At 40.7% G+C, this 17,061-nt stretch carries 20 protein-coding genes; 11 read left to right on the forward strand and 9 right to left on the reverse strand.

Annotated features, from left to right (window positions below; translation table 11 throughout):
• Positions 1 to 54: 54 nt before the first annotated feature.
• The 11 genes from QM460_RS04930 (at position 55) to QM460_RS04980 (ending at position 9,562) form a co-directional block, all read left to right on the forward strand.
• Positions 55 to 279, forward strand: a complete 225-nt coding sequence (locus QM460_RS04930; protein WP_000257840.1) for an acyl carrier protein — start codon at positions 55 to 57, stop codon at positions 277 to 279.
• Between the two features lie 116 nt (positions 280 to 395).
• A complete protein-coding gene (gene fabK / locus QM460_RS04935; RefSeq protein ID WP_373114968.1) occupies positions 396 to 1,370 on the forward strand; it encodes an enoyl-[acyl-carrier-protein] reductase FabK in 975 nt (324 codons plus the stop codon).
• Positions 1,363 to 2,283, forward strand: coding sequence for an ACP S-malonyltransferase (fabD, locus tag QM460_RS04940; RefSeq protein ID WP_414289410.1), 921 nt, complete (start codon positions 1,363 to 1,365; stop codon positions 2,281 to 2,283). Before fabK ends, fabD begins: the two co-directional genes overlap by 8 nt.
• A 32-nt stretch (positions 2,284 to 2,315) precedes the next feature.
• Positions 2,316 to 3,050: a 3-oxoacyl-[acyl-carrier-protein] reductase gene (gene fabG, locus QM460_RS04945; protein ID WP_414289411.1), complete on the forward strand. Its 735-nt coding sequence runs from the start codon at positions 2,316 to 2,318 to the stop codon at positions 3,048 to 3,050.
• A 22-nt stretch (positions 3,051 to 3,072) separates the two neighbouring features.
• Complete coding sequence (gene fabF, locus QM460_RS04950; protein WP_414289441.1) at positions 3,073 to 4,308, forward strand: beta-ketoacyl-ACP synthase II; 1,236 nt, start codon at positions 3,073 to 3,075, stop codon at positions 4,306 to 4,308.
• A gap of 2 nt (positions 4,309 to 4,310) precedes the next feature.
• Positions 4,311 to 4,793 carry an acetyl-CoA carboxylase biotin carboxyl carrier protein gene (accB, locus tag QM460_RS04955; RefSeq protein WP_414289412.1) on the forward strand — a complete coding sequence of 161 codons (483 nt, stop codon included), beginning with the start codon at positions 4,311 to 4,313 and terminating at the stop codon, positions 4,791 to 4,793.
• Complete coding sequence (fabZ, locus tag QM460_RS04960; protein ID WP_414289413.1) at positions 4,790 to 5,212, forward strand: 3-hydroxyacyl-ACP dehydratase FabZ; 423 nt, start codon at positions 4,790 to 4,792, stop codon at positions 5,210 to 5,212. Before accB ends, fabZ begins: the two co-directional genes overlap by 4 nt.
• A gap of 11 nt (positions 5,213 to 5,223) precedes the next feature.
• Positions 5,224 to 6,591, forward strand: coding sequence for an acetyl-CoA carboxylase biotin carboxylase subunit (accC, locus tag QM460_RS04965; protein ID WP_414289414.1), 1,368 nt, complete (start codon positions 5,224 to 5,226; stop codon positions 6,589 to 6,591).
• Positions 6,592 to 6,776: 185 nt separating this feature from the next.
• Positions 6,777 to 7,640, forward strand: coding sequence for an acetyl-CoA carboxylase, carboxyltransferase subunit beta (gene accD, locus QM460_RS04970; RefSeq protein ID WP_049503080.1), 864 nt, complete (start codon positions 6,777 to 6,779; stop codon positions 7,638 to 7,640).
• A complete protein-coding gene (locus tag QM460_RS04975; protein WP_414289415.1) occupies positions 7,640 to 8,407 on the forward strand; it encodes an acetyl-CoA carboxylase carboxyl transferase subunit alpha in 768 nt (255 codons plus the stop codon). The genes accD and QM460_RS04975 overlap by 1 nt, the downstream gene beginning before the upstream one ends.
• A gap of 429 nt (positions 8,408 to 8,836) precedes the next feature.
• The gene (locus QM460_RS04980) at positions 8,837 to 9,562 is read left to right on the forward strand and encodes a lysostaphin resistance A-like protein (RefSeq protein ID WP_414289416.1); all 726 of its coding nucleotides are present in this window, start codon (positions 8,837 to 8,839) and stop codon (positions 9,560 to 9,562) included.
• A 54-nt stretch (positions 9,563 to 9,616) separates the two neighbouring features.
• Here the strand turns inward: QM460_RS04980 and nusB are convergent, their stop codons facing one another.
• The 9 genes from nusB to gatC all read right to left on the reverse strand — a co-directional run bounded on the left by nusB (position 9,617) and on the right by gatC (position 16,893).
• A complete protein-coding gene (nusB, locus tag QM460_RS04985; RefSeq protein WP_414289417.1) occupies positions 9,617 to 10,039 on the reverse strand; it encodes a transcription antitermination factor NusB in 423 nt (140 codons plus the stop codon).
• A complete protein-coding gene (locus QM460_RS04990) occupies positions 10,032 to 10,421 on the reverse strand; it encodes an Asp23/Gls24 family envelope stress response protein (RefSeq protein ID WP_000510582.1) in 390 nt (129 codons plus the stop codon). The genes nusB and QM460_RS04990 overlap by 8 nt, the downstream gene beginning before the upstream one ends.
• Positions 10,422 to 10,449: 28 nt before the next feature.
• Positions 10,450 to 11,010, reverse strand: a complete 561-nt coding sequence (efp, locus tag QM460_RS04995; protein WP_000568646.1) for an elongation factor P — start codon at positions 11,008 to 11,010, stop codon at positions 10,450 to 10,452.
• A gap of 80 nt (positions 11,011 to 11,090) precedes the next feature.
• Positions 11,091 to 12,218: an SPFH domain-containing protein gene (locus QM460_RS05000; RefSeq protein WP_049508934.1), complete on the reverse strand. Its 1,128-nt coding sequence runs from the start codon at positions 12,216 to 12,218 to the stop codon at positions 11,091 to 11,093.
• Positions 12,219 to 12,227: 9 nt separating this feature from the next.
• The gene (locus QM460_RS05005) at positions 12,228 to 13,184 is read right to left on the reverse strand and encodes a zinc-ribbon domain-containing transport protein (RefSeq protein ID WP_060955333.1); all 957 of its coding nucleotides are present in this window, start codon (positions 13,182 to 13,184) and stop codon (positions 12,228 to 12,230) included.
• 50 nt (positions 13,185 to 13,234) lie between these two features.
• Entirely contained in the window at positions 13,235 to 13,627 is a 393-nt protein-coding gene (locus tag QM460_RS05010) for a hypothetical protein (RefSeq protein WP_414289418.1), read from the reverse strand.
• Positions 13,628 to 13,679: 52 nt separating this feature from the next.
• Entirely contained in the window at positions 13,680 to 15,125 is a 1,446-nt protein-coding gene (gene gatB, locus QM460_RS05015; RefSeq protein ID WP_414289419.1) for an Asp-tRNA(Asn)/Glu-tRNA(Gln) amidotransferase subunit GatB, read from the reverse strand.
• A complete protein-coding gene (gatA, locus tag QM460_RS05020) occupies positions 15,125 to 16,591 on the reverse strand; it encodes an Asp-tRNA(Asn)/Glu-tRNA(Gln) amidotransferase subunit GatA (RefSeq protein WP_414289420.1) in 1,467 nt (488 codons plus the stop codon). Before gatA ends, gatB begins: the two co-directional genes overlap by 1 nt.
• Positions 16,591 to 16,893 carry an Asp-tRNA(Asn)/Glu-tRNA(Gln) amidotransferase subunit GatC gene (gene gatC / locus QM460_RS05025; RefSeq protein ID WP_414289421.1) on the reverse strand — a complete coding sequence of 101 codons (303 nt, stop codon included), beginning with the start codon at positions 16,891 to 16,893 and terminating at the stop codon, positions 16,591 to 16,593. The genes gatA and gatC overlap by 1 nt, the downstream gene beginning before the upstream one ends.
• Positions 16,894 to 17,061 lie beyond the last annotated feature (168 nt).

Below are 17,061 nucleotides of genomic sequence, written 5' to 3' on the forward strand. Positions count from 1 at the left end.
AATCATGTGGTGAACACATTGTTATAAAAACTATTAATTTTAAAGGAGTCTATCATGGCAGTATTTGAAAAAGTACAAGAAATTATCGTTGAAGAACTTGGAAAAGATGCATCAGAAGTAACACTTGAATCTACTTTTGATGATTTGGATGCAGATTCATTGGACTTGTTCCAAGTGATCTCAGAAATTGAAGATGCTTTTGATATCCAAATCGAAGCTGAAGACAACTTGAAAACAGTTGGTGACTTGGTTGCTTACGTTGAAGAGCAAACAAAATAATTAAAATAAATGAAGAAGGAGTAGGGGGAACCCGCTCCCTCTTGTTTAGGTAATAGTTTGACTGTCAAATTATAATGTAGTCGAACTATTACGTAAGCAAGACATATGGAGGCACTATGAAAACACGTATTACAGAATTATTGAATATTAAATATCCTATCTTCCAAGGTGGAATGGCCTGGGTTGCAGATGGTGACCTTGCTGGAGCTGTTTCAAAAGCAGGTGGTCTAGGTATCATCGGTGGAGGAAATGCTCCTAAAGAAGTGGTTAAGGCTAATATCGATAAGATTAAATCTTTAACAGATAAGCCTTTTGGTGTCAACATTATGCTTCTGTCTCCATTTGTTGATGATATTGTTGACCTCGTCATTGAAGAAGGGGTTAAAGTAGTCACAACTGGCGCAGGAAACCCAAGTAAATACATGGAGCGATTCCATGAAGCGGGAATTACCGTTATTCCTGTAGTTCCTAGTGTTGCTTTAGCTAAACGCATGGAAAAAATCGGTGCAGACGCTGTTATTGCAGAAGGTATGGAAGCAGGTGGACACATCGGTAAACTAACAACTATGACCTTGGTTCGTCAAGTTGCAGCTGCTGTTTCTATTCCTGTTATCGCTGCTGGTGGTATTGCAGACGGTGAAGGGGCTGCTGCTGGCTTTATGCTTGGTGCAGAGGCTGTGCAAGTAGGAACTCGTTTTGTAGTTGCTAAAGAATCAAATGCCCATCCTAACTATAAAGCTAAAATTTTAAAAGCTCGTGATATTGATACAACGATTTCGGCACAACATTTTGGACACGCAGTTCGTGCCATTAAAAACAAATTGACTCGTGATTTCGAGCAAGCTGAAAAAGATGCCTTTAAACAAGAAAATCCAGATTTAGAAATTTTTGAGCAAATGGGTGCTGGAGCCTTAGCTAAGGCTGTTGTCCATGGGGATGTGGATGGCGGTTCAGTGATGGCCGGCCAGATTGCAGGTTTGGTATCTAAAGAGGAAACTGTTGAAGAAATCTTAAAAGATATTTACTACGGTGCAGCTGAAAAGATTCAAGCAGAAGCTGCTCGTTGGTCAGGAGTTACAAGAAATGACTAAAACAGCCTTTCTATTTGCAGGTCAAGGAGCCCAGTACCTTGGAATGGGACGTGAACTATACGACCAATATGCTATCGTCAAGGAAACAATTGACCAAGCTAGCCAAGTATTAGGCTATGACCTCCGTGACTTGATTGATAATGATGAAACAAAGCTACATCAGACTCGTTACACGCAGCCAGCTATTTTAGCTACATCCGTTGCTATTTACCGTCTTTTAAGGGAGAAAGGTTACCAACCAGATATGGTGGCAGGTTTGTCTCTTGGAGAATACTCTGCCCTGGTAGCTAGTGGTGCCTTGGATTTTGAAGCTGCAGTAGCTCTAGTTGCTAAACGTGGGGCTTATATGGAAGAAGCAGCACCAGCAGGATCAGGGAAAATGGTGGCTGTCCTCAATACACCAGTTGAAGTGATTGAAAAAGCTTGTCAAGAAGCTTCTCAACTTGGTGTTGTAACTCCAGCCAACTACAATACGCCGAGTCAAATTGTTATTGGTGGGGAGGTAGCTGCAGTAGATCGTGCAGTTGAACTTTTGCAAGAGGCGGGAGCAAAACGTTTGATTCCGCTCAATGTTTCTGGGCCTTTCCATACAGCTTTATTGGAATCTGCTAGTCAAAAATTAGCTCAAGCCCTGACAGAAGTTGAATTTTCTGACTTTGCTTGTCCACTTGTTGGTAATACAGAAGCGAAGGTCATGGAAAAAGAACGTATTGCAGAACTTTTGACTCGTCAAGTCAAGGAGCCTGTCCGTTTTTATGAAAGTATTGCAGTCATGCAAGAAGCGGGTGTCACTCGTTTTATCGAGATTGGACCTGGTAAAGTCTTGTCAGGATTCGTCAAAAAAATTGATAAAACAGCTCAACTTTCTAATGTGGAAGATCAAGCAAGCTTACAAGCACTCTTAGAAAATTAGACCAAAATGGTAGAAGTTCTGAAAGGAGAAAAATGAAACTAGAACAGAAAAATGTCTTTATTACAGGCTCAAGTCGAGGAATTGGTCTTGCCATTGCTCATAAATTTGCCAGCTTGGGAGCCAATGTTGTCTTGAATAGTCGTGGTGAAATCTCCGAGGAGCTTCTTGCCGAATTTAAACCATACGGGGTGAAGGTCCTTGCTATTTCTGGTGACGTTTCTGATTTTGCGGACGCAAAACGTATGGTAGACCAAGCCATTGAAGAGCTGGGTTCAGTTGATGTCCTAGTGAATAATGCTGGGATTACTCAAGATACTCTCATGCTCAAGATGACAGAAGAAGATTTTGAGAGGGTCTTGAAAGTCAACCTGACAGGGGCTTTCAATATGACACAATCAGTCTTAAAACCGATGATAAAAGCTCGCGAAGGTGCTATCATTAATATGTCTAGTGTTGTTGGTCTCATGGGAAATATCGGTCAAGCCAACTACGCTGCTTCCAAGGCTGGTCTGATTGGATTTACTAAATCAGTAGCACGTGAAGTTGCTAATCGCAATGTACGTGTCAATGCTATTGCTCCAGGAATGATCGAATCAGATATGACTGCTGTTCTATCTGATAAGGTCAAAGATGCCATGTTGGCACAAATTCCGATGAAACAATTTGGCCAAGCTGAGCAAGTCGCAGAGGTCACAGCCTTTCTTGCAAGTCAGGATTATCTAACGGGACAGGTCATTGCAATTGATGGTGGACTAACCATGCAATAAGAGTTAAAATAGAGGTATGAAAATGAAACTAAATCGTGTAGTAGTAACAGGTTATGGATTGACATCTCCAATTGGGAACACACCAGAAGAATTTTGGAACAGTCTTAAAAATGGAAAGATTGGAATTGGTGAAATCACCAAATTTGATCACAGTGCTTTTGACGTTCATAATGCGGCAGAGATCCAGGATTTTCCGTTTGATAAATACTTTGTAAAAAAAGATACCAATCGTTTTGATGACTATTCTTTGTATGCCTTGTATGCAGCTCAAGAAGCAGTGAACAATGCTAATCTTGATGTAGAGACTCTTGATAAAGACCGCTTTGGTGTCATCGTTGCATCAGGTATCGGTGGAATTAAAGAAATTGAAGATCAAGTGCTTCGACTTCATGATAAGGGACCAAAACGTGTAAAACCATTGACACTTCCAAAAGCTTTGCCAAACATGGCTGCAGGAAATGTTGCTATGCGCTTTGGGGCAAATGGGGTTTGTAAATCTATCAATACAGCTTGTGCCTCATCAAATGATGCTATCGGAGATGCCTTCCGTTCTATCAAGTTTGGTTTCCAAGATATCATGTTGGTTGGTGGTTCAGAATCATCTATTACTCCATTTGCGATTGCTGGTTTCCAAGCCTTAACAGCTCTTTCAACAACAGAGGACCCAACTCGTGCTTCTATTCCATTTGATAAGGATCGTAATGGATTTGTCATGGGTGAAGGATCAGGTATGTTGGTTCTTGAAAGTTTAGAGCATGCTGAAAAACGTGGTGCAACTATCTTAGCTGAAGTTGTTGGTTACGGTAACACTTGTGATGCCTACCACATGACTTCACCACATCCGGAAGGTCAAGGGGCTATTAAAGCTATCAAACTTGCCTTGGATGAAGCTGAGATTACACCAGACCAAGTAGCCTACGTTAATGCACACGGTACATCAACTCCAGCTAATGAAAAAGGAGAAAGTGGAGCGATTGTGGCTGTTCTTGGTAAGGAAGTACCTGTATCTTCAACTAAGTCATTTACAGGACACTTGCTCGGTGCAGCTGGTGCAGTTGAAGCAATTGCAACAATTGAAGCCATTCGTAACAACTATGTTCCAATGACAGCTGGAACAACAGAACTATCAGACTACATTGAAGCAAATGTTATTTATGGACAAGGCTTGGAACGTGAAATTCCTTATGCTATCTCAAATACTTTTGGATTTGGTGGGCATAATGCAGTTCTTGCTTTCAAACGTTGGGAGAATAAGTAAAGATGAATTTAAATGAAATCAAAGACTTGATGGCGCAATTTGACCAGTCGAGCTTGAGAGAATTTTCTTATAAAAATGGAACGGATGAGTTGCTCTTCAGCAAGAATGAAGCAAAACTTGTTGCAGAAGCAAGTCCAGCACCTCAACCTGTAGTTCCAGCAACTGCACCTACAGTTGCACCACAAGCTCCAACTTCAACACCAGCTGTAGAAGTAGTTTCAGAAACAAGCGCTACTGAATCTGTAGCTGAAGGAGATCTAGTAGAGAGTCCACTGGTTGGAGTTGCTTACTTGGCTGCGGGACCAGACAAACCTAATTTTGTTTCAGTCGGTGATATTGTTAAAAAAGGTCAAACCTTGGTCATCATCGAAGCCATGAAAGTTATGAACGAAATTCCAGCACCTAAAGATGGTGTTGTAACAGAAATTCTAGTTGAAAATGAAGAAATGGTTGAGTTCGGGAAAGGCTTGGTACGTATCAAATGATTGATATTCAAGGAATTAAAGAAGCTTTGCCACACCGTTATCCCATGCTCTTAGTGGATCGTGTTTTAGAAGTTAGTGAAGATACAATCGTTGCTATTAAAAATGTAACGATTAACGAACCTTTCTTCAACGGACACTTTTCAGCCTACCCTGTAATGCCAGGTGTCTTGATCATGGAAGCTTTGGCACAAACAGCAGGTGTTTTGGAATTATCAAAACCTGAGAACAAAGGGAAGCTGGTCTTCTACGCTGGTATGGACAAAGTTAAATTTAAGAAACAAGTTGTTCCTGGTGATCAGCTTGTCATGACAGCAACTTTTGTCAAACGTCGTGGCACAATCGCCGTAGTAGAAGCGAAGGCAGAAGTAGATGGTAAGCTTGCAGCAAGCGGTACTCTAACCTTTGCTATTGGAAACTAGGGAGGTTTTCCATGTTTCGTAAGATTTTAATTGCCAATCGTGGTGAAATCGCTGTTCGTATTATTCGTGCGGCACGAGAATTAGGAATTGCAACAGTCGCTGTCTATTCGACTGCTGACAAGGAAGCTCTCCACACGCTTTTGGCTGATGAGGCTATCTGTATCGGCCCTGGGAAGGCTACAGAATCTTATCTGAACATCAATGCCATCCTATCAGCTGCAGTCTTGACTGAAGCTGAAGCTATTCACCCTGGATTTGGTTTTTTAAGTGAAAATTCCAAATTTGCAACCATGTGTGAAGAAGTTGGGATCAAATTTATCGGACCATCAGCTCGTGTAATGGATATCATGGGTGATAAAATTAACGCCCGTGCTCAAATGATTAAGGCTAATGTTCCCGTCATTCCGGGTTCAGATGGAGAAGTTCATACTGCAGAAGAGGCTCTTGCTATTGCTGAAAAAATTGGTTATCCAGTTATGCTGAAAGCTTCAGCTGGAGGTGGTGGAAAAGGGATTCGTAAGGTTGAAAAAGCAGAAGATCTCGTGTCAGCCTTTGAAACAGCCTCTAGTGAAGCTAAAGCCAACTTTGGTAATGGAGCGATGTACCTAGAGCGTGTGATCTATCCTGCTCGCCATATTGAAGTACAGATTCTTGCCGACCAATTGGGACATGTTATTCACTTAGGTGAGCGTGATTGTTCGCTGCAACGGAATAACCAAAAGGTTTTAGAAGAGAGTCCTTCGATTGCTATTGGAAAAACCCTTCGTAATGAAATTGGTGCTGCGGCAGTTCGTGCAGCGGAGTCTGTTGGTTACGAGAATGCTGGTACCATTGAATTCCTGCTAGATGAAGCGACTGGTAAATTCTACTTTATGGAAATGAATACGCGTGTCCAAGTAGAACATCCAGTAACCGAATTTGTTTCAGGTGTAGATATTGTCAAGGAACAAATCCGTATCGCAGCGGGTCAACCATTGGCTTTGAAACAAGAAGACATTGTTCTAAAAGGACATGCTATTGAGTGCCGTATCAACGCAGAAAACCCAGCCTTTAATTTTGCACCAAGTCCAGGTAAGATTACCAATCTTTATCTACCAAGTGGTGGTGTCGGCTTGCGTGTGGACTCTGCAGTTTATCCAGGTTATACCATTCCACCATACTATGATAGTATGATTGCTAAAATTATTGTTCATGGTGAAAATCGTTTTGATGCACTCATGAAAATGCAACGAGCTCTTTATGAACTCGAAATTGAAGGGGTGGTCACCAATGCTGATTTCCAACTTGATCTGATTTCAGATCGTCGCGTGATAGCAGGGGACTACGATACTTCATTCTTGATGGAAACTTTCTTACCACACTATCAAGAAAAAGAATAATGTAATACTCTTCGAAAATCTCTTCAAACCGCGTCAGCTTCGCCTTGGATTATATATGTGACTGACTTCGTCAGTCTTATCTACAACCTCAAAGCAGTGCTTTGAGCAACCTGCGGCTAGCTTCCTAGTTTGCTCTTTGATTTTCATTGAGTATAAAAATAGTATAAGACTGAAAAGGGGGATGTATGGCTCTATTTAGTAAAAAAGATAAATATATTCGAATCAATCCCAATCGTTCGACTGTAAATCAACCTCAGATCAAGCCAGAGGTTCCAGATGAGCTCTTCTCCCAATGTCCAGGTTGCAAATATACGATTTACCAAAAGGACTTGGGGAGTGAGCGGATATGCCCTCACTGTGGCTATACCTTCCGTATTTCAGCTCAAGAGCGTTTAGCTTTAACCATTGATATGGGGACGTTTTTGGAAATGTTTAAAGGGATTGAGACTCAGGATCCTTTGAATTTTCCAGGCTATCGTAAAAAATTGACTTTGATGCGTGAAAAGACAGGTCTTGATGAGGCTGTTGTAACAGGAACAGCTTTGATTAAGGGAGAGAAGGTTGCCCTTGGCATCATGGATTCTAACTTTATCATGGCATCGATGGGGACAGTTGTTGGTGAGAAAATCACTCGCTTGTTCGAATATGCGACCGCTGAAAAATTACCTGTCGTATTGTTTACAGCTTCTGGTGGAGCACGAATGCAGGAAGGAATCATGAGCTTGATGCAGATGGCCAAAATCTCTGCCGCAGTCAAACGTCATTCCAATGCAGGTCTCTTTTATCTGACAATCCTTACTGACCCGACGACTGGAGGAGTAACAGCTTCCTTTGCAATGGAAGGGGATATCATCTTGGCGGAACCTCAAAGTTTGGTAGGTTTTGCTGGACGCCGTGTGATTGAAAATACAGTAAGAGAAGACCTACCAGAAGACTTCCAGAAAGCAGAGTTTTTACTGGAACATGGTTTTGTGGATGCAATTATTAAACGGCGAGAATTGCCAGATACGATTGCTCGATTAGTAAGACTACACAGGAGGGAGAGTTGATGAATATTGCGAAAATCGTTAGAGAAGCTCGTGAACAAACTCGCCTAACAGCCTTGGACTTCGCAACAGGAATTTTTGATGATTTTATTGAGCTGCATGGGGATCGCTCCTTCCGTGATGATGGTGCTATTATTGGTGGTATCGGTTGGTTGGAAGATCAAGCAGTGACTGTTGTTGGAATCCAAAAAGGTAAAAGCTTACAAGATAATCTTAACCGTAACTTTGGTCAACCTCATCCTGAAGGTTATCGAAAAGCCCTTCGTTTGATGAAACAAGCAGAAAAGTTTGGTCGTCCAATTGTAACCTTTATCAATACTGCTGGTGCCTATCCTGGTGTAGGCGCAGAAGAACGTGGTCAAGGTGAAGCCATTGCTCGCAATCTCTTTGAAATGAGCGACCTAAAAGTGCCCATAATCGCCATTATTATCGGTGAAGGGGGCTCTGGTGGAGCTCTAGCTCTAGCAGTAGCTGACCGTGTTTGGATGCTAGAAAACTCTATCTATGCAGTTCTCAGTCCTGAAGGCTTTGCTTCTATCTTGTGGAAAGATGGTACGCGTGCAATGGAAGCAGCTGAGTTGATGAAAATCACTTCCCATGAACTTTTAGAGATGGAAGTCGTTGATAAGGTTATTTCAGAGAGAGGTCTCTCTGCCAAAGAGCTGCTAGCTCGTGTAAAAAATGAACTTCAAACAGAAATTGAACAATTAAAACAATTATCATTGGAGAAACTTTTGGAAGAGCGTTATCAACGCTTTAGAAAGTATTAAAAAGAAAGCTAGAACTAAAAACGGTTCTAGCTTTTTAGTTTCTCTCAAAAATTCATTTCAGGATTAAAAATTGACAGTTGAGGAAATGGAACTGAGAGTCGTTAACAAAAGATGTATATTATATAATAAGGAATGATAATCTATAAGTGCTACAGAGAATAGATTAATACTCAATGAAAATCAAAGAGCAAACTAGGAAGCTAGCCGCAGGTTGCTCAAAGCACTGCTTTGAGGTTGTAGATAAGACTGACGAAGTCAGTCACATATATAATCCAAGGTGAAGCTGACGTGGTTTGAATTTGATTTTCGAAGAGTATAAGTTTTTATAGATTTTATGCTGTGCTAGGTCAGTATATAACTGATAAACTGAATAGGGGATTGTTATTCTTTTCCTCCATCAAGGTAATTTAAATTTTTTAAGGAGTGAGTATGAAAAAACTTTGGCATTTGGGAGTCTATACATTCTTTATATTCCTCTCGGTTTATCTACTAGAGTTTAGTAGTCTTCATCTGACTAAGTTTTTAGGATGGGGGATAGATGGTTATTATAGCATTTCAGCAGTTGGGGAAGTAACTCTTTTAGTGATGTTTGTCTGCTGGTTAAAAAAGAAAAAAATGCTCTATATTCTTGAAAAAAAGGGCTCGAAGAAGTCAAGATTCTTTTACCTTGTAATAAGCCTAGTGGCTACTTATTTTGTTCGTCAGTTGTTGAATACTTTTCAGTTACAGTTTCATCACTTAATTAATAACAAGTATATCTTTCAAGACCTTATTTCGACATTATATTCTAATGGACAACCTACTTTTTTAGCGACTAGTTTCCATTTTATATCGAGTGTCATCGTGGCCCCTATATTTGAGGAGATGGTTGATAGAGGGTATTTTATGAATACCTTCTTTCCAAACTCCAAGTATTATCTGGATGTTATCTTATCAGCCCTTATCTTTGGAATCAGTCATTTGGTGTTTTCCCATCGCGATCCTATCAGTTTGATGTTTTATAGTTTAGGAGGCCTTTTCTTTGCCCTTGTCTACCGTTGGACAAAGAACCTGAAAATTACATTCCTATGCCATAGTTTTTTCAACTTTCTCACTTATGCCAAGCCCATCTGGATATTTGTTTATAATTATGTCTATTACCACTTTTTTAGATAGTGGAAGGCAAAGAAAAAAGTGTTTGATAATTGTCAAACACTTTTTCTATATTATTTAATCTTCTTCTGTCACAAATTGACTGAGGAGTCCATTGATGAAACGGGCTGACTTTTGATCTGAAAAGCTCTTAGCAAGTTCAATAGCTTCGTTAACAACTACGAGTTGAGGAGTATCAAATGAAGTGATTTCAAAAACTCCTAGGCGTAGTAAATTCTTTTCTACCAAAGTCAGACGATCGATGGTCCAACCAGTTTTCAAATGTTGAGTGATTTGTTTGTCCAGATCATCCTTCTTAGCTTGGACACCAGAAACGAGCTCTACAAGGAAGTTAGGAAGTTGTACGTCTGTATCTTCGCGATCATGTGTGTAGGCGAAGCGACAAGCAGTTTCTAGATCTGAACCAAATTCAAGACTCATCAAGGCTTGGAAAGCACACTTACGTAGTTCACGTCTAGATTCTAATAATGGACTAGTCATTGAGGAAGTCCTCGTCGAATAAGTCTTTCAATTCTGGTTTTGGTGTTTTATCTGGAACGATACCTGAAACGTGAATGTTGACAGCAGAGATTTCAACATCAGCCATGTTACGGACAGCATCCTTAACAGCTTTCTGGATAGCCATAGCAACCTTAGGAACTTTGACACCGTACTCTAGGTAGAGGTAGATATCAGCTGTGAGCTCATCGTTTGCTTCTTTTAGATATACGCCACGACCAAGAGAAAGTTTTGAAAGGGTGTCAGATACTGATTTGTTTGAAAAAGAGTGTACGCCTTCAACTTTCGCAGTTGCAATAGCAATGATTTTTTCAAGTACACGTGGGGCGATGACGATTTCGCCAAGTTGTTCTTCAATTCCCATAGAATGACCTCTTTCTAGTTTCTAGAGATTAGGCGCGAGAAACGTAAGTTCCTTCTGCAGTGTTGATAATCAATTTTTGACCTGCTTCGATGAAGTCTGGAACGTTCACGACAAGACCAGTTTCCATTGTTGCTGGTTTACCAGAACCTGTAACAGTAGCACCTTTAATAGATGGTTGTGTTTCAGCAACTGTCAATTCAACAGTAGTTGGTACAGTTACACCGATTACTTCAGTTCCGTAGAATTGGATTTTTACATCTGAGTTTTCAAGGATGTAAAGCAATTCGTTTTCAACATTCACAACAGGAATTTCGTATTGGTCGTAAGTTTCTGTGTTCATGAAGTAAGCTGTGTCGTCCATTTTGTACAAGTATTGAGCTGGAACTGTTTCGATGATCGCTTGCTCAAATTTTTCTTCTGGGCGGTAGCTTGTTTCAAAAGTTGAACCAGTGCGGACATCACGCAATTTCATACGCATGATAGTGTTTCCTTTACCTGGTTTGTGGTGGCTAGCTTCCAAAACGCGGATCAATTTTCCTTCAGCTGTTTCAAAAGTCATACCAGCCTTTAGTTTACTTGCTTCAATCATGTTTTTACCTCTTTAATAAATAGTTTACTCTTTATTGTACCATAAAATGCAATAATTCTCAAATATCAGATGAGCTTGAATTAGTTGACTGGTACGATATTTCCTTCTTCATCTTTGGTTACGAGAACATACTTACCGTCTACCTCGATGTAAAAGTTCTTGCTTGCAGTTTGCCCGTTATTTTGAACAGGGGCTTGAGTTTGGGCTTGTTGGTTGAGTTGATTGCCAAGCGTTTGTCCTAGATTCATTCCCATAATCATGTTCATACCATTGCCATTGCCTTCGTTGTTAGCAGCAGCGATGAGAGCTTCATTACGAGCACGACGTTCTTCAATCTCAATCGTATTGTACTTCATAGCGACAAGCTCGCTATCAAGCTTACGGACAATATCTAAGCTTTCTTGATCATAGCTCAAATCTTCAAGTAGAATGTTGGTTGTTTCAATCCCATAAAGTCCTGCCCATACCTTATTAACTTCTTGTTTTGCTAGCTCATTGAAAGTATCTTGATTGGCATTAAGGCTATAGATATCTACCTTGTTTTCATTGGTAAACTTAGCAATTGCAATAGCAATCTTTGGTGCGATATTTTGTCGAAGTGTTCCTTGAGCTACATTTTGTAATGTAAAAGCTTTATGGTCTTCAATTTGTTGACTGATGGAGCTGACGTAGAATAGGACTGGATCAGCAACTTTAATATCAAATAAGCCGTAGAAGCGGATGTTAAGTAATTGTTGATAACGTTCACTGAAGTATTCTACAGCATTCTGTGTACCGAATTTATTTCCGGCAACGGGTTGCATACGAATAAAGATGATTTCTTGTTGGGTAATGACTTGACCACCAAATGAGAAGCGGTTTTTGAAATTTTCCCAAGTACCCTTTAGGCCACCTTTTTCAAGAAGCCAGGCATTGTCTCCAGAACGCCATTCGTGGCTACCAGCTTCTAAGACGTCTCCAAGGAAGGTACCGTTGTTCACTAGAATAGCGACATAGCCTTGAGGAACAATAACGACACTACCATCTGTTAGTAGTCCAGTGTTTTGATTACTTTGTCTAGATTTGCCATCTGGATCTTTTGAAAGAAGTTGGCCTTTAATGGCCAAAGCATCGGCTGTTAGGTTATTTGGAAGTACGATCGCTTCTTTAAATTTGCTATCGTTAAAACTATTAAGCCCTGAAGATAGGGCGGCACGAATAAATCCCATAATTTCCTCCTAATTATAAAGTTCGTCTTCATCCACAACATCGTAGGTATCGAGTACCCATTGATTTGGACTACGTGTGAGCTCAGCTCCGCAGTATTCACATTGGCTAATAGCTGAGATTTTAAGTGGAGCACCACAGTTTGGACAGTGGTCGCTAACAGCTTCATCTTGAACAGTGTTTTCAGTTTGGCTACCATGTTTGCGGATGAAGTTCATTTGATAAACTGTAAATAGATCTTGTTGAGGGTCTCCTTCGATAACCTTACGAGTCTTATCATCGATAACATAGTCTCTGAGTGTAGATGAAAGGATAACCACTAAAGTATCATTTCCATCTGAATTTTCGTAGAAATCTTTGATGCGGATATTTTCAACATAGACTTTTTCTAAAACATTGGTTGTTTTTGCCCGAATATGATCTTCGAGTTGAGTACTATGTTGGGAATAGAGACTAGTACTTTCGAGAGAGCGAACCAAATTCCAATCCTTTTTAGTCCAGGCTGCCTGCAACTGAATATAGACTTCTTTAACCCATGAAGCGAAGGCATCAGCATCAAAGTTTGGATCACCATATTTGACACGATTAACAGCTAGTGTGTTGTGTTCTACTCGGCGATGGCTAGGTGGATTATACCCAGTTGAACTACCGTAAGACTTGCCAGAAGATGAATTCTGGTCGCTTAGATATTTGATGAACATGTAGAGTAAGAAACCTCCTACACCAAACATGATAAGCATGTTCATACCAGTACCTAAAGAACCACCTGAACTAGAGGAGCTACTTCCAGAGCGATAGCTACTTTTATAAGAGGAGCTGCGACTTGAGCTACTGCGGCTGCTACTTCTTGAACTGCTTCGGCTAGAGCTACCACTTCGCGAATGGCCAACGCCAGCATCAATTGAGTTAAATGGTGTGAAGAAGAACAACAATAAACAAGTGGCGAGAAGAGTATATAACTTTTTCATATGTCTCCTAACTATGTGAGTATAAAAATAGTTTTTGCTAAATTTTATGTCTATAAAGAGTTTTGGAGTTTTATAGTTTTATTTTCAATAAACCACCCTATAATCCAACCAAATACGAGTATATAATTCTCGATAGCACCAATTGCATTAACAGGAGAATGATATTCAATAAAATTTAACAAATGATTTGTTCCTATTCCTATACCACCAATAATGAGGGCAAGAAGGGCAATTCGCAGGTAAAACCAATCGTACTTAATATTAACGGCAAGAATAATAATTAAGACAGCTAGATTCCAAATTCCAATTTCTCTTTGCCATCCTTCAGAAATACCGTAACCAGAATGCTCTCCCATATATGATGGGAGAAAGATTTGCAGAATAGAAGCACCCAACATGGCGACAATAACTAAAATAAATAGTACTCGTAAAAATTTGTTCATTTATTCTCCTTATTCTATTTTTTAGTAGAAAAGGCTATTAACGAAAGTATATTTACTCGTTCTCTTTCAACTTAGTCAATTCTTGGGCAAGTAGTTTAAGGGCGACTTGCGGGTTGGCTTGGCCTTTGGTTGCTTTCATGAGGAATCCTGTGAAGGCCTTGTCAGCGTTACGTTTTCCTGATTTGAAGTCGGCAACAGCGGCTTCGTTATCCGCAAAGACTTGATGAATAATTGGAATCAAAACATCAGGATCTGAGATTTGAACTAAACCAGCTTTTTCCACGTATTCACGTGCTCCACCACCATTTTTAGCTAGGTGAACAAAGACTTTCTTGGCAATCTTAGACGAAATAGTACCGTCTTCGATGATGGCAATCATTTCAACCAAGTTTTCTGGTGTCAATTCGATTTGTTCCAGTGTCTTAACTTCGGCGTTCAAGAATTGAGCGACTTCACCTTGGAGCCAGTTAGAAACTTGTTTAGCATCACCACCGAGGGCGACAGCTTTTTCAAAGAAATCAGAAGTGACTTTATTGGCAGTCAACTGGCTAGCATCGTAGTCTGATAATCCGAGTTGAGAGACATAGCGAGCACGGCGTTCTTTTGGAAACTCTGGCAATTCAGTGCGCATTTCCTCAATCCACTCATCTGAGATTTCAAAGAGTGGTAGGTCTGGTTCTGGGAAGTAGCGGTAGTCTGCAGCACCTTCCTTGACACGCATGAGGATAGTTGCTTTATTCGCTTCATCGTAACGACGTGTTTCTTGGCGGATTTGACCACCTGAACGAAGGATTTCAGCCTGACGTTGCACTTCGTATTCAAGACCCTTACGCACGTTTGAGAAGGAGTTAAGGTTTTTCAACTCAGTTTTGGTACCAAATTTCTCTTGACCATAAGGACGAAGGGAGATGTTGGCATCCACACGCATGGAACCTTCTTCCATCTTAACGTCAGAAATACCAGCGTATTGGATCACTTCCTTGAGGGCTGTAAGATATGCATAAGCTTCTTCAGGGGAACGCATGTCTGCTTCAGATACAATCTCAATCAATGGCACCCCTTGACGATTAAGGTCGACATAAGAGAAACCATCTGTTCCGTGAGTATTTTTACCAGCATCTTCTTCCAAATGGGCACGCTCAATACCGATTTTCTTAGTTGTTCCGTCTTCTAGCTCCACTTCAATCCAGCCGTTATAACCGATTGGTTCATCAAATTGAGAAATTTGATAGGCTTTAGGATTATCTGGATAGAAGTAGTTCTTACGGTCAAAGTGCATCTTCTTGTGGATGTCCATGTTGAGGGCAAGAGCTGCTTTGATACCAGCATCGACGACACCCTTATTGAGAACTGGCAGTACGCCTGGGAAAGACCAGTCAATCACGTTTGTATTGGCATTTTGGTCATTTCCAAAGTGGGCAGAAGTAGGTGAGAAGATTTTTGAATTGGTGTTGAGCTCTACGTGGACTTCAAGTCCAATGACTGTTTCAAAGTTCATTAGTTATCACCTCCAAAAATCACGGGTTGTTGTTTGTGGTAGTCTGTTGTTGCTTCAAAAGCAGCAGCAGCTTGATAAATGGTCTCTTCAGAGTATTTTGGACCAATTAATTGTAGACCGACAGGTAGATCTTGAGCAAATCCTGCAGGAATTGAAATTCCTGGGAGACCTGCCAAGTTGACTGGGATTGTCAAGAGGTCTGCCAAGTACATAGCAACTGGATCGTGGTTGAGTGAATCCAAGTCAAAGGCCACGCTTGGAGCTGTTGGACCGAGGATGAGGTCGTAATCTGCAAAGACTTTTTCAAAATCTTGGATAATGAGGGTACGAACTTGACCAGCCTTCTTATAATAAGCATCGTAGTAACCTGATGAAAGACTGAAAGTACCAAGCATGATACGACGTTTCACTTCGTTACCAAATCCTTGGCTGCGAGTATTAACGTAAATCTCGTCCAAGTTTTTAGCGTCTTCAGCACGGAAACCATAACGGATACCGTCAAATCGTTGCAAGTTTGATGAAGCTTCAGATGAAGCGATGATGTAGTAAACGGCAACTCCGTATTTTGAATGTGGAAGGCTAACTTCTTCAACGATAGCACCAAGTTTTTCAAAGTGCTTGGCTGCGTTGAGGATAGTTTCTTTAACTTCTGGGTCAATCCCTTCACCAAGGTATTCCTTAGGCAAAGCAATTTTCATGTCCTTGATGTCTTGTCCGATTTTTGAAGTAAAGTCGGCAATGTGGACAGGAGCAGAAGTAGAGTCTTTTGCATCTTCGCTAGCAATAGCATTGAGCAAGAGCGCATTTTCCTTAACGGTAGGAGCAAAAGGTCCAATCTGGTCTAATGAGCTACCAAAGGCAATCAGACCAAAACGTGAAACTGTTCCGTAGGTTGGTTTGAGACCGACAATTCCGTTGAAGGCAGCCGGTTGGCGGATGGATCCACCTGTATCAGAACCAAGAGACAAACGGACTTGTCCTGAAGCTACAGAAGCTGCGGAACCACTAGATGATCCACCAGGAACCTTGTTGTGGTCCCAGGCATTTTTAGTTGCACCGTAGTAAGATGTTTCACCAGAACCACCCATGGCAAACTCGTCCATGTTGGTTTTCCCAACAATGATCATGCCCTTAGTTTTTGCATTGGCAACAGCTGTCGCATCAAAGATTGGCTCGTAGTTATAAAGCATTTTTGAAGCTGCAGTTGTGAGGATGCCGTCTGTAGAGATATTATCCTTAACTGCTAGCGGAATTCCTGAAAGAATATTATCAGCATCGATTCCAGCTTGGTCAATAGCCTTGGCTTGAGCAAGTGCTTGTTCCTCTGCGATAGTGACGAAAGCATTGATAGCTTCTTCACGCGCCTTGATATCTTCAAGCGTTGCTTGCGTTAGTTCGGTTGCAGAAATTTCCTTAGATACAAGGAGATTATGCAACTCTTCAATCGTTTTATTGTTAAAAGTCATTAGGCATCTCCTCCATCGTCCAGGATAGCTGGTACCTTGATATAGTAATTGTTTTTTTCAGGTACATTTTTAAATAAGCGATCACGGTCAGTTCCCTCTTCGGCTACGTCTGGGCGTAGAACGGTCTTGCGATCTGCCATGGTAGTCGTTGGTTCGACACCAGTAGTGTCGACTTCGCCGAGCAATTCGACCATATCAACAATCTTAGATAAGGTTGTCGCAAACTCAGTAGTTTCTTCTTCTGAGAATTTTAATTTTGAAAGATTGGCAACGTGTGTTACCTCTTCTTGCGTAATTTTCATCTTGCATCCTTTCGTGAAATGATGATTATTTATCTGTTCTATTTTACCATATTTTCCTATAAATAAGGTAAGTCAAGTTGAAAAGAAGTAGAAATTGAAAAAAGGATTTTAATTCGATATAATGGTTGAAAATAGAAGCAAGAACAGCATTGGTTTTTAGTCGGCAAA

The organism is Streptococcus infantis (genome assembly GCF_047464415.1).
GTDB classification, from domain to species: Bacteria; Bacillota; Bacilli; order Lactobacillales; family Streptococcaceae; genus Streptococcus; species Streptococcus infantis_AE.

Coding starts and splice junctions, on each gene's coding strand:
- QM460_RS04930 (WP_000257840.1), top strand. CDS start 55: ATGGCAGTATTTGAAAAAGTACAAGAAATTATCGTTGAAGAACTTGGA.
- fabK (WP_373114968.1), top strand. CDS start 396: ATGAAAACACGTATTACAGAATTATTGAATATTAAATATCCTATCTTC.
- fabD (WP_414289410.1), top strand. CDS start 1,363: ATGACTAAAACAGCCTTTCTATTTGCAGGTCAAGGAGCCCAGTACCTT.
- fabG (WP_414289411.1), top strand. CDS start 2,316: ATGAAACTAGAACAGAAAAATGTCTTTATTACAGGCTCAAGTCGAGGA.
- fabF (WP_414289441.1), top strand. CDS start 3,073: ATGAAACTAAATCGTGTAGTAGTAACAGGTTATGGATTGACATCTCCA.
- accB (WP_414289412.1), top strand. CDS start 4,311: ATGAATTTAAATGAAATCAAAGACTTGATGGCGCAATTTGACCAGTCG.
- fabZ (WP_414289413.1), top strand. CDS start 4,790: ATGATTGATATTCAAGGAATTAAAGAAGCTTTGCCACACCGTTATCCC.
- accC (WP_414289414.1), top strand. CDS start 5,224: ATGTTTCGTAAGATTTTAATTGCCAATCGTGGTGAAATCGCTGTTCGT.
- accD (WP_049503080.1), top strand. CDS start 6,777: ATGGCTCTATTTAGTAAAAAAGATAAATATATTCGAATCAATCCCAAT.
- QM460_RS04975 (WP_414289415.1), top strand. CDS start 7,640: ATGAATATTGCGAAAATCGTTAGAGAAGCTCGTGAACAAACTCGCCTA.
- QM460_RS04980 (WP_414289416.1), top strand. CDS start 8,837: ATGAAAAAACTTTGGCATTTGGGAGTCTATACATTCTTTATATTCCTC.
- nusB (WP_414289417.1), bottom strand. CDS start 10,039: ATGACTAGTCCATTATTAGAATCTAGACGTGAACTACGTAAGTGTGCT.
- QM460_RS04990 (WP_000510582.1), bottom strand. CDS start 10,421: ATGGGAATTGAAGAACAACTTGGCGAAATCGTCATCGCCCCACGTGTA.
- efp (WP_000568646.1), bottom strand. CDS start 11,010: ATGATTGAAGCAAGTAAACTAAAGGCTGGTATGACTTTTGAAACAGCT.
- QM460_RS05000 (WP_049508934.1), bottom strand. CDS start 12,218: ATGGGATTTATTCGTGCCGCCCTATCTTCAGGGCTTAATAGTTTTAAC.
- QM460_RS05005 (WP_060955333.1), bottom strand. CDS start 13,184: ATGAAAAAGTTATATACTCTTCTCGCCACTTGTTTATTGTTGTTCTTC.
- QM460_RS05010 (WP_414289418.1), bottom strand. CDS start 13,627: ATGAACAAATTTTTACGAGTACTATTTATTTTAGTTATTGTCGCCATG.
- gatB (WP_414289419.1), bottom strand. CDS start 15,125: ATGAACTTTGAAACAGTCATTGGACTTGAAGTCCACGTAGAGCTCAAC.
- gatA (WP_414289420.1), bottom strand. CDS start 16,591: ATGACTTTTAACAATAAAACGATTGAAGAGTTGCATAATCTCCTTGTA.
- gatC (WP_414289421.1), bottom strand. CDS start 16,893: ATGAAAATTACGCAAGAAGAGGTAACACACGTTGCCAATCTTTCAAAA.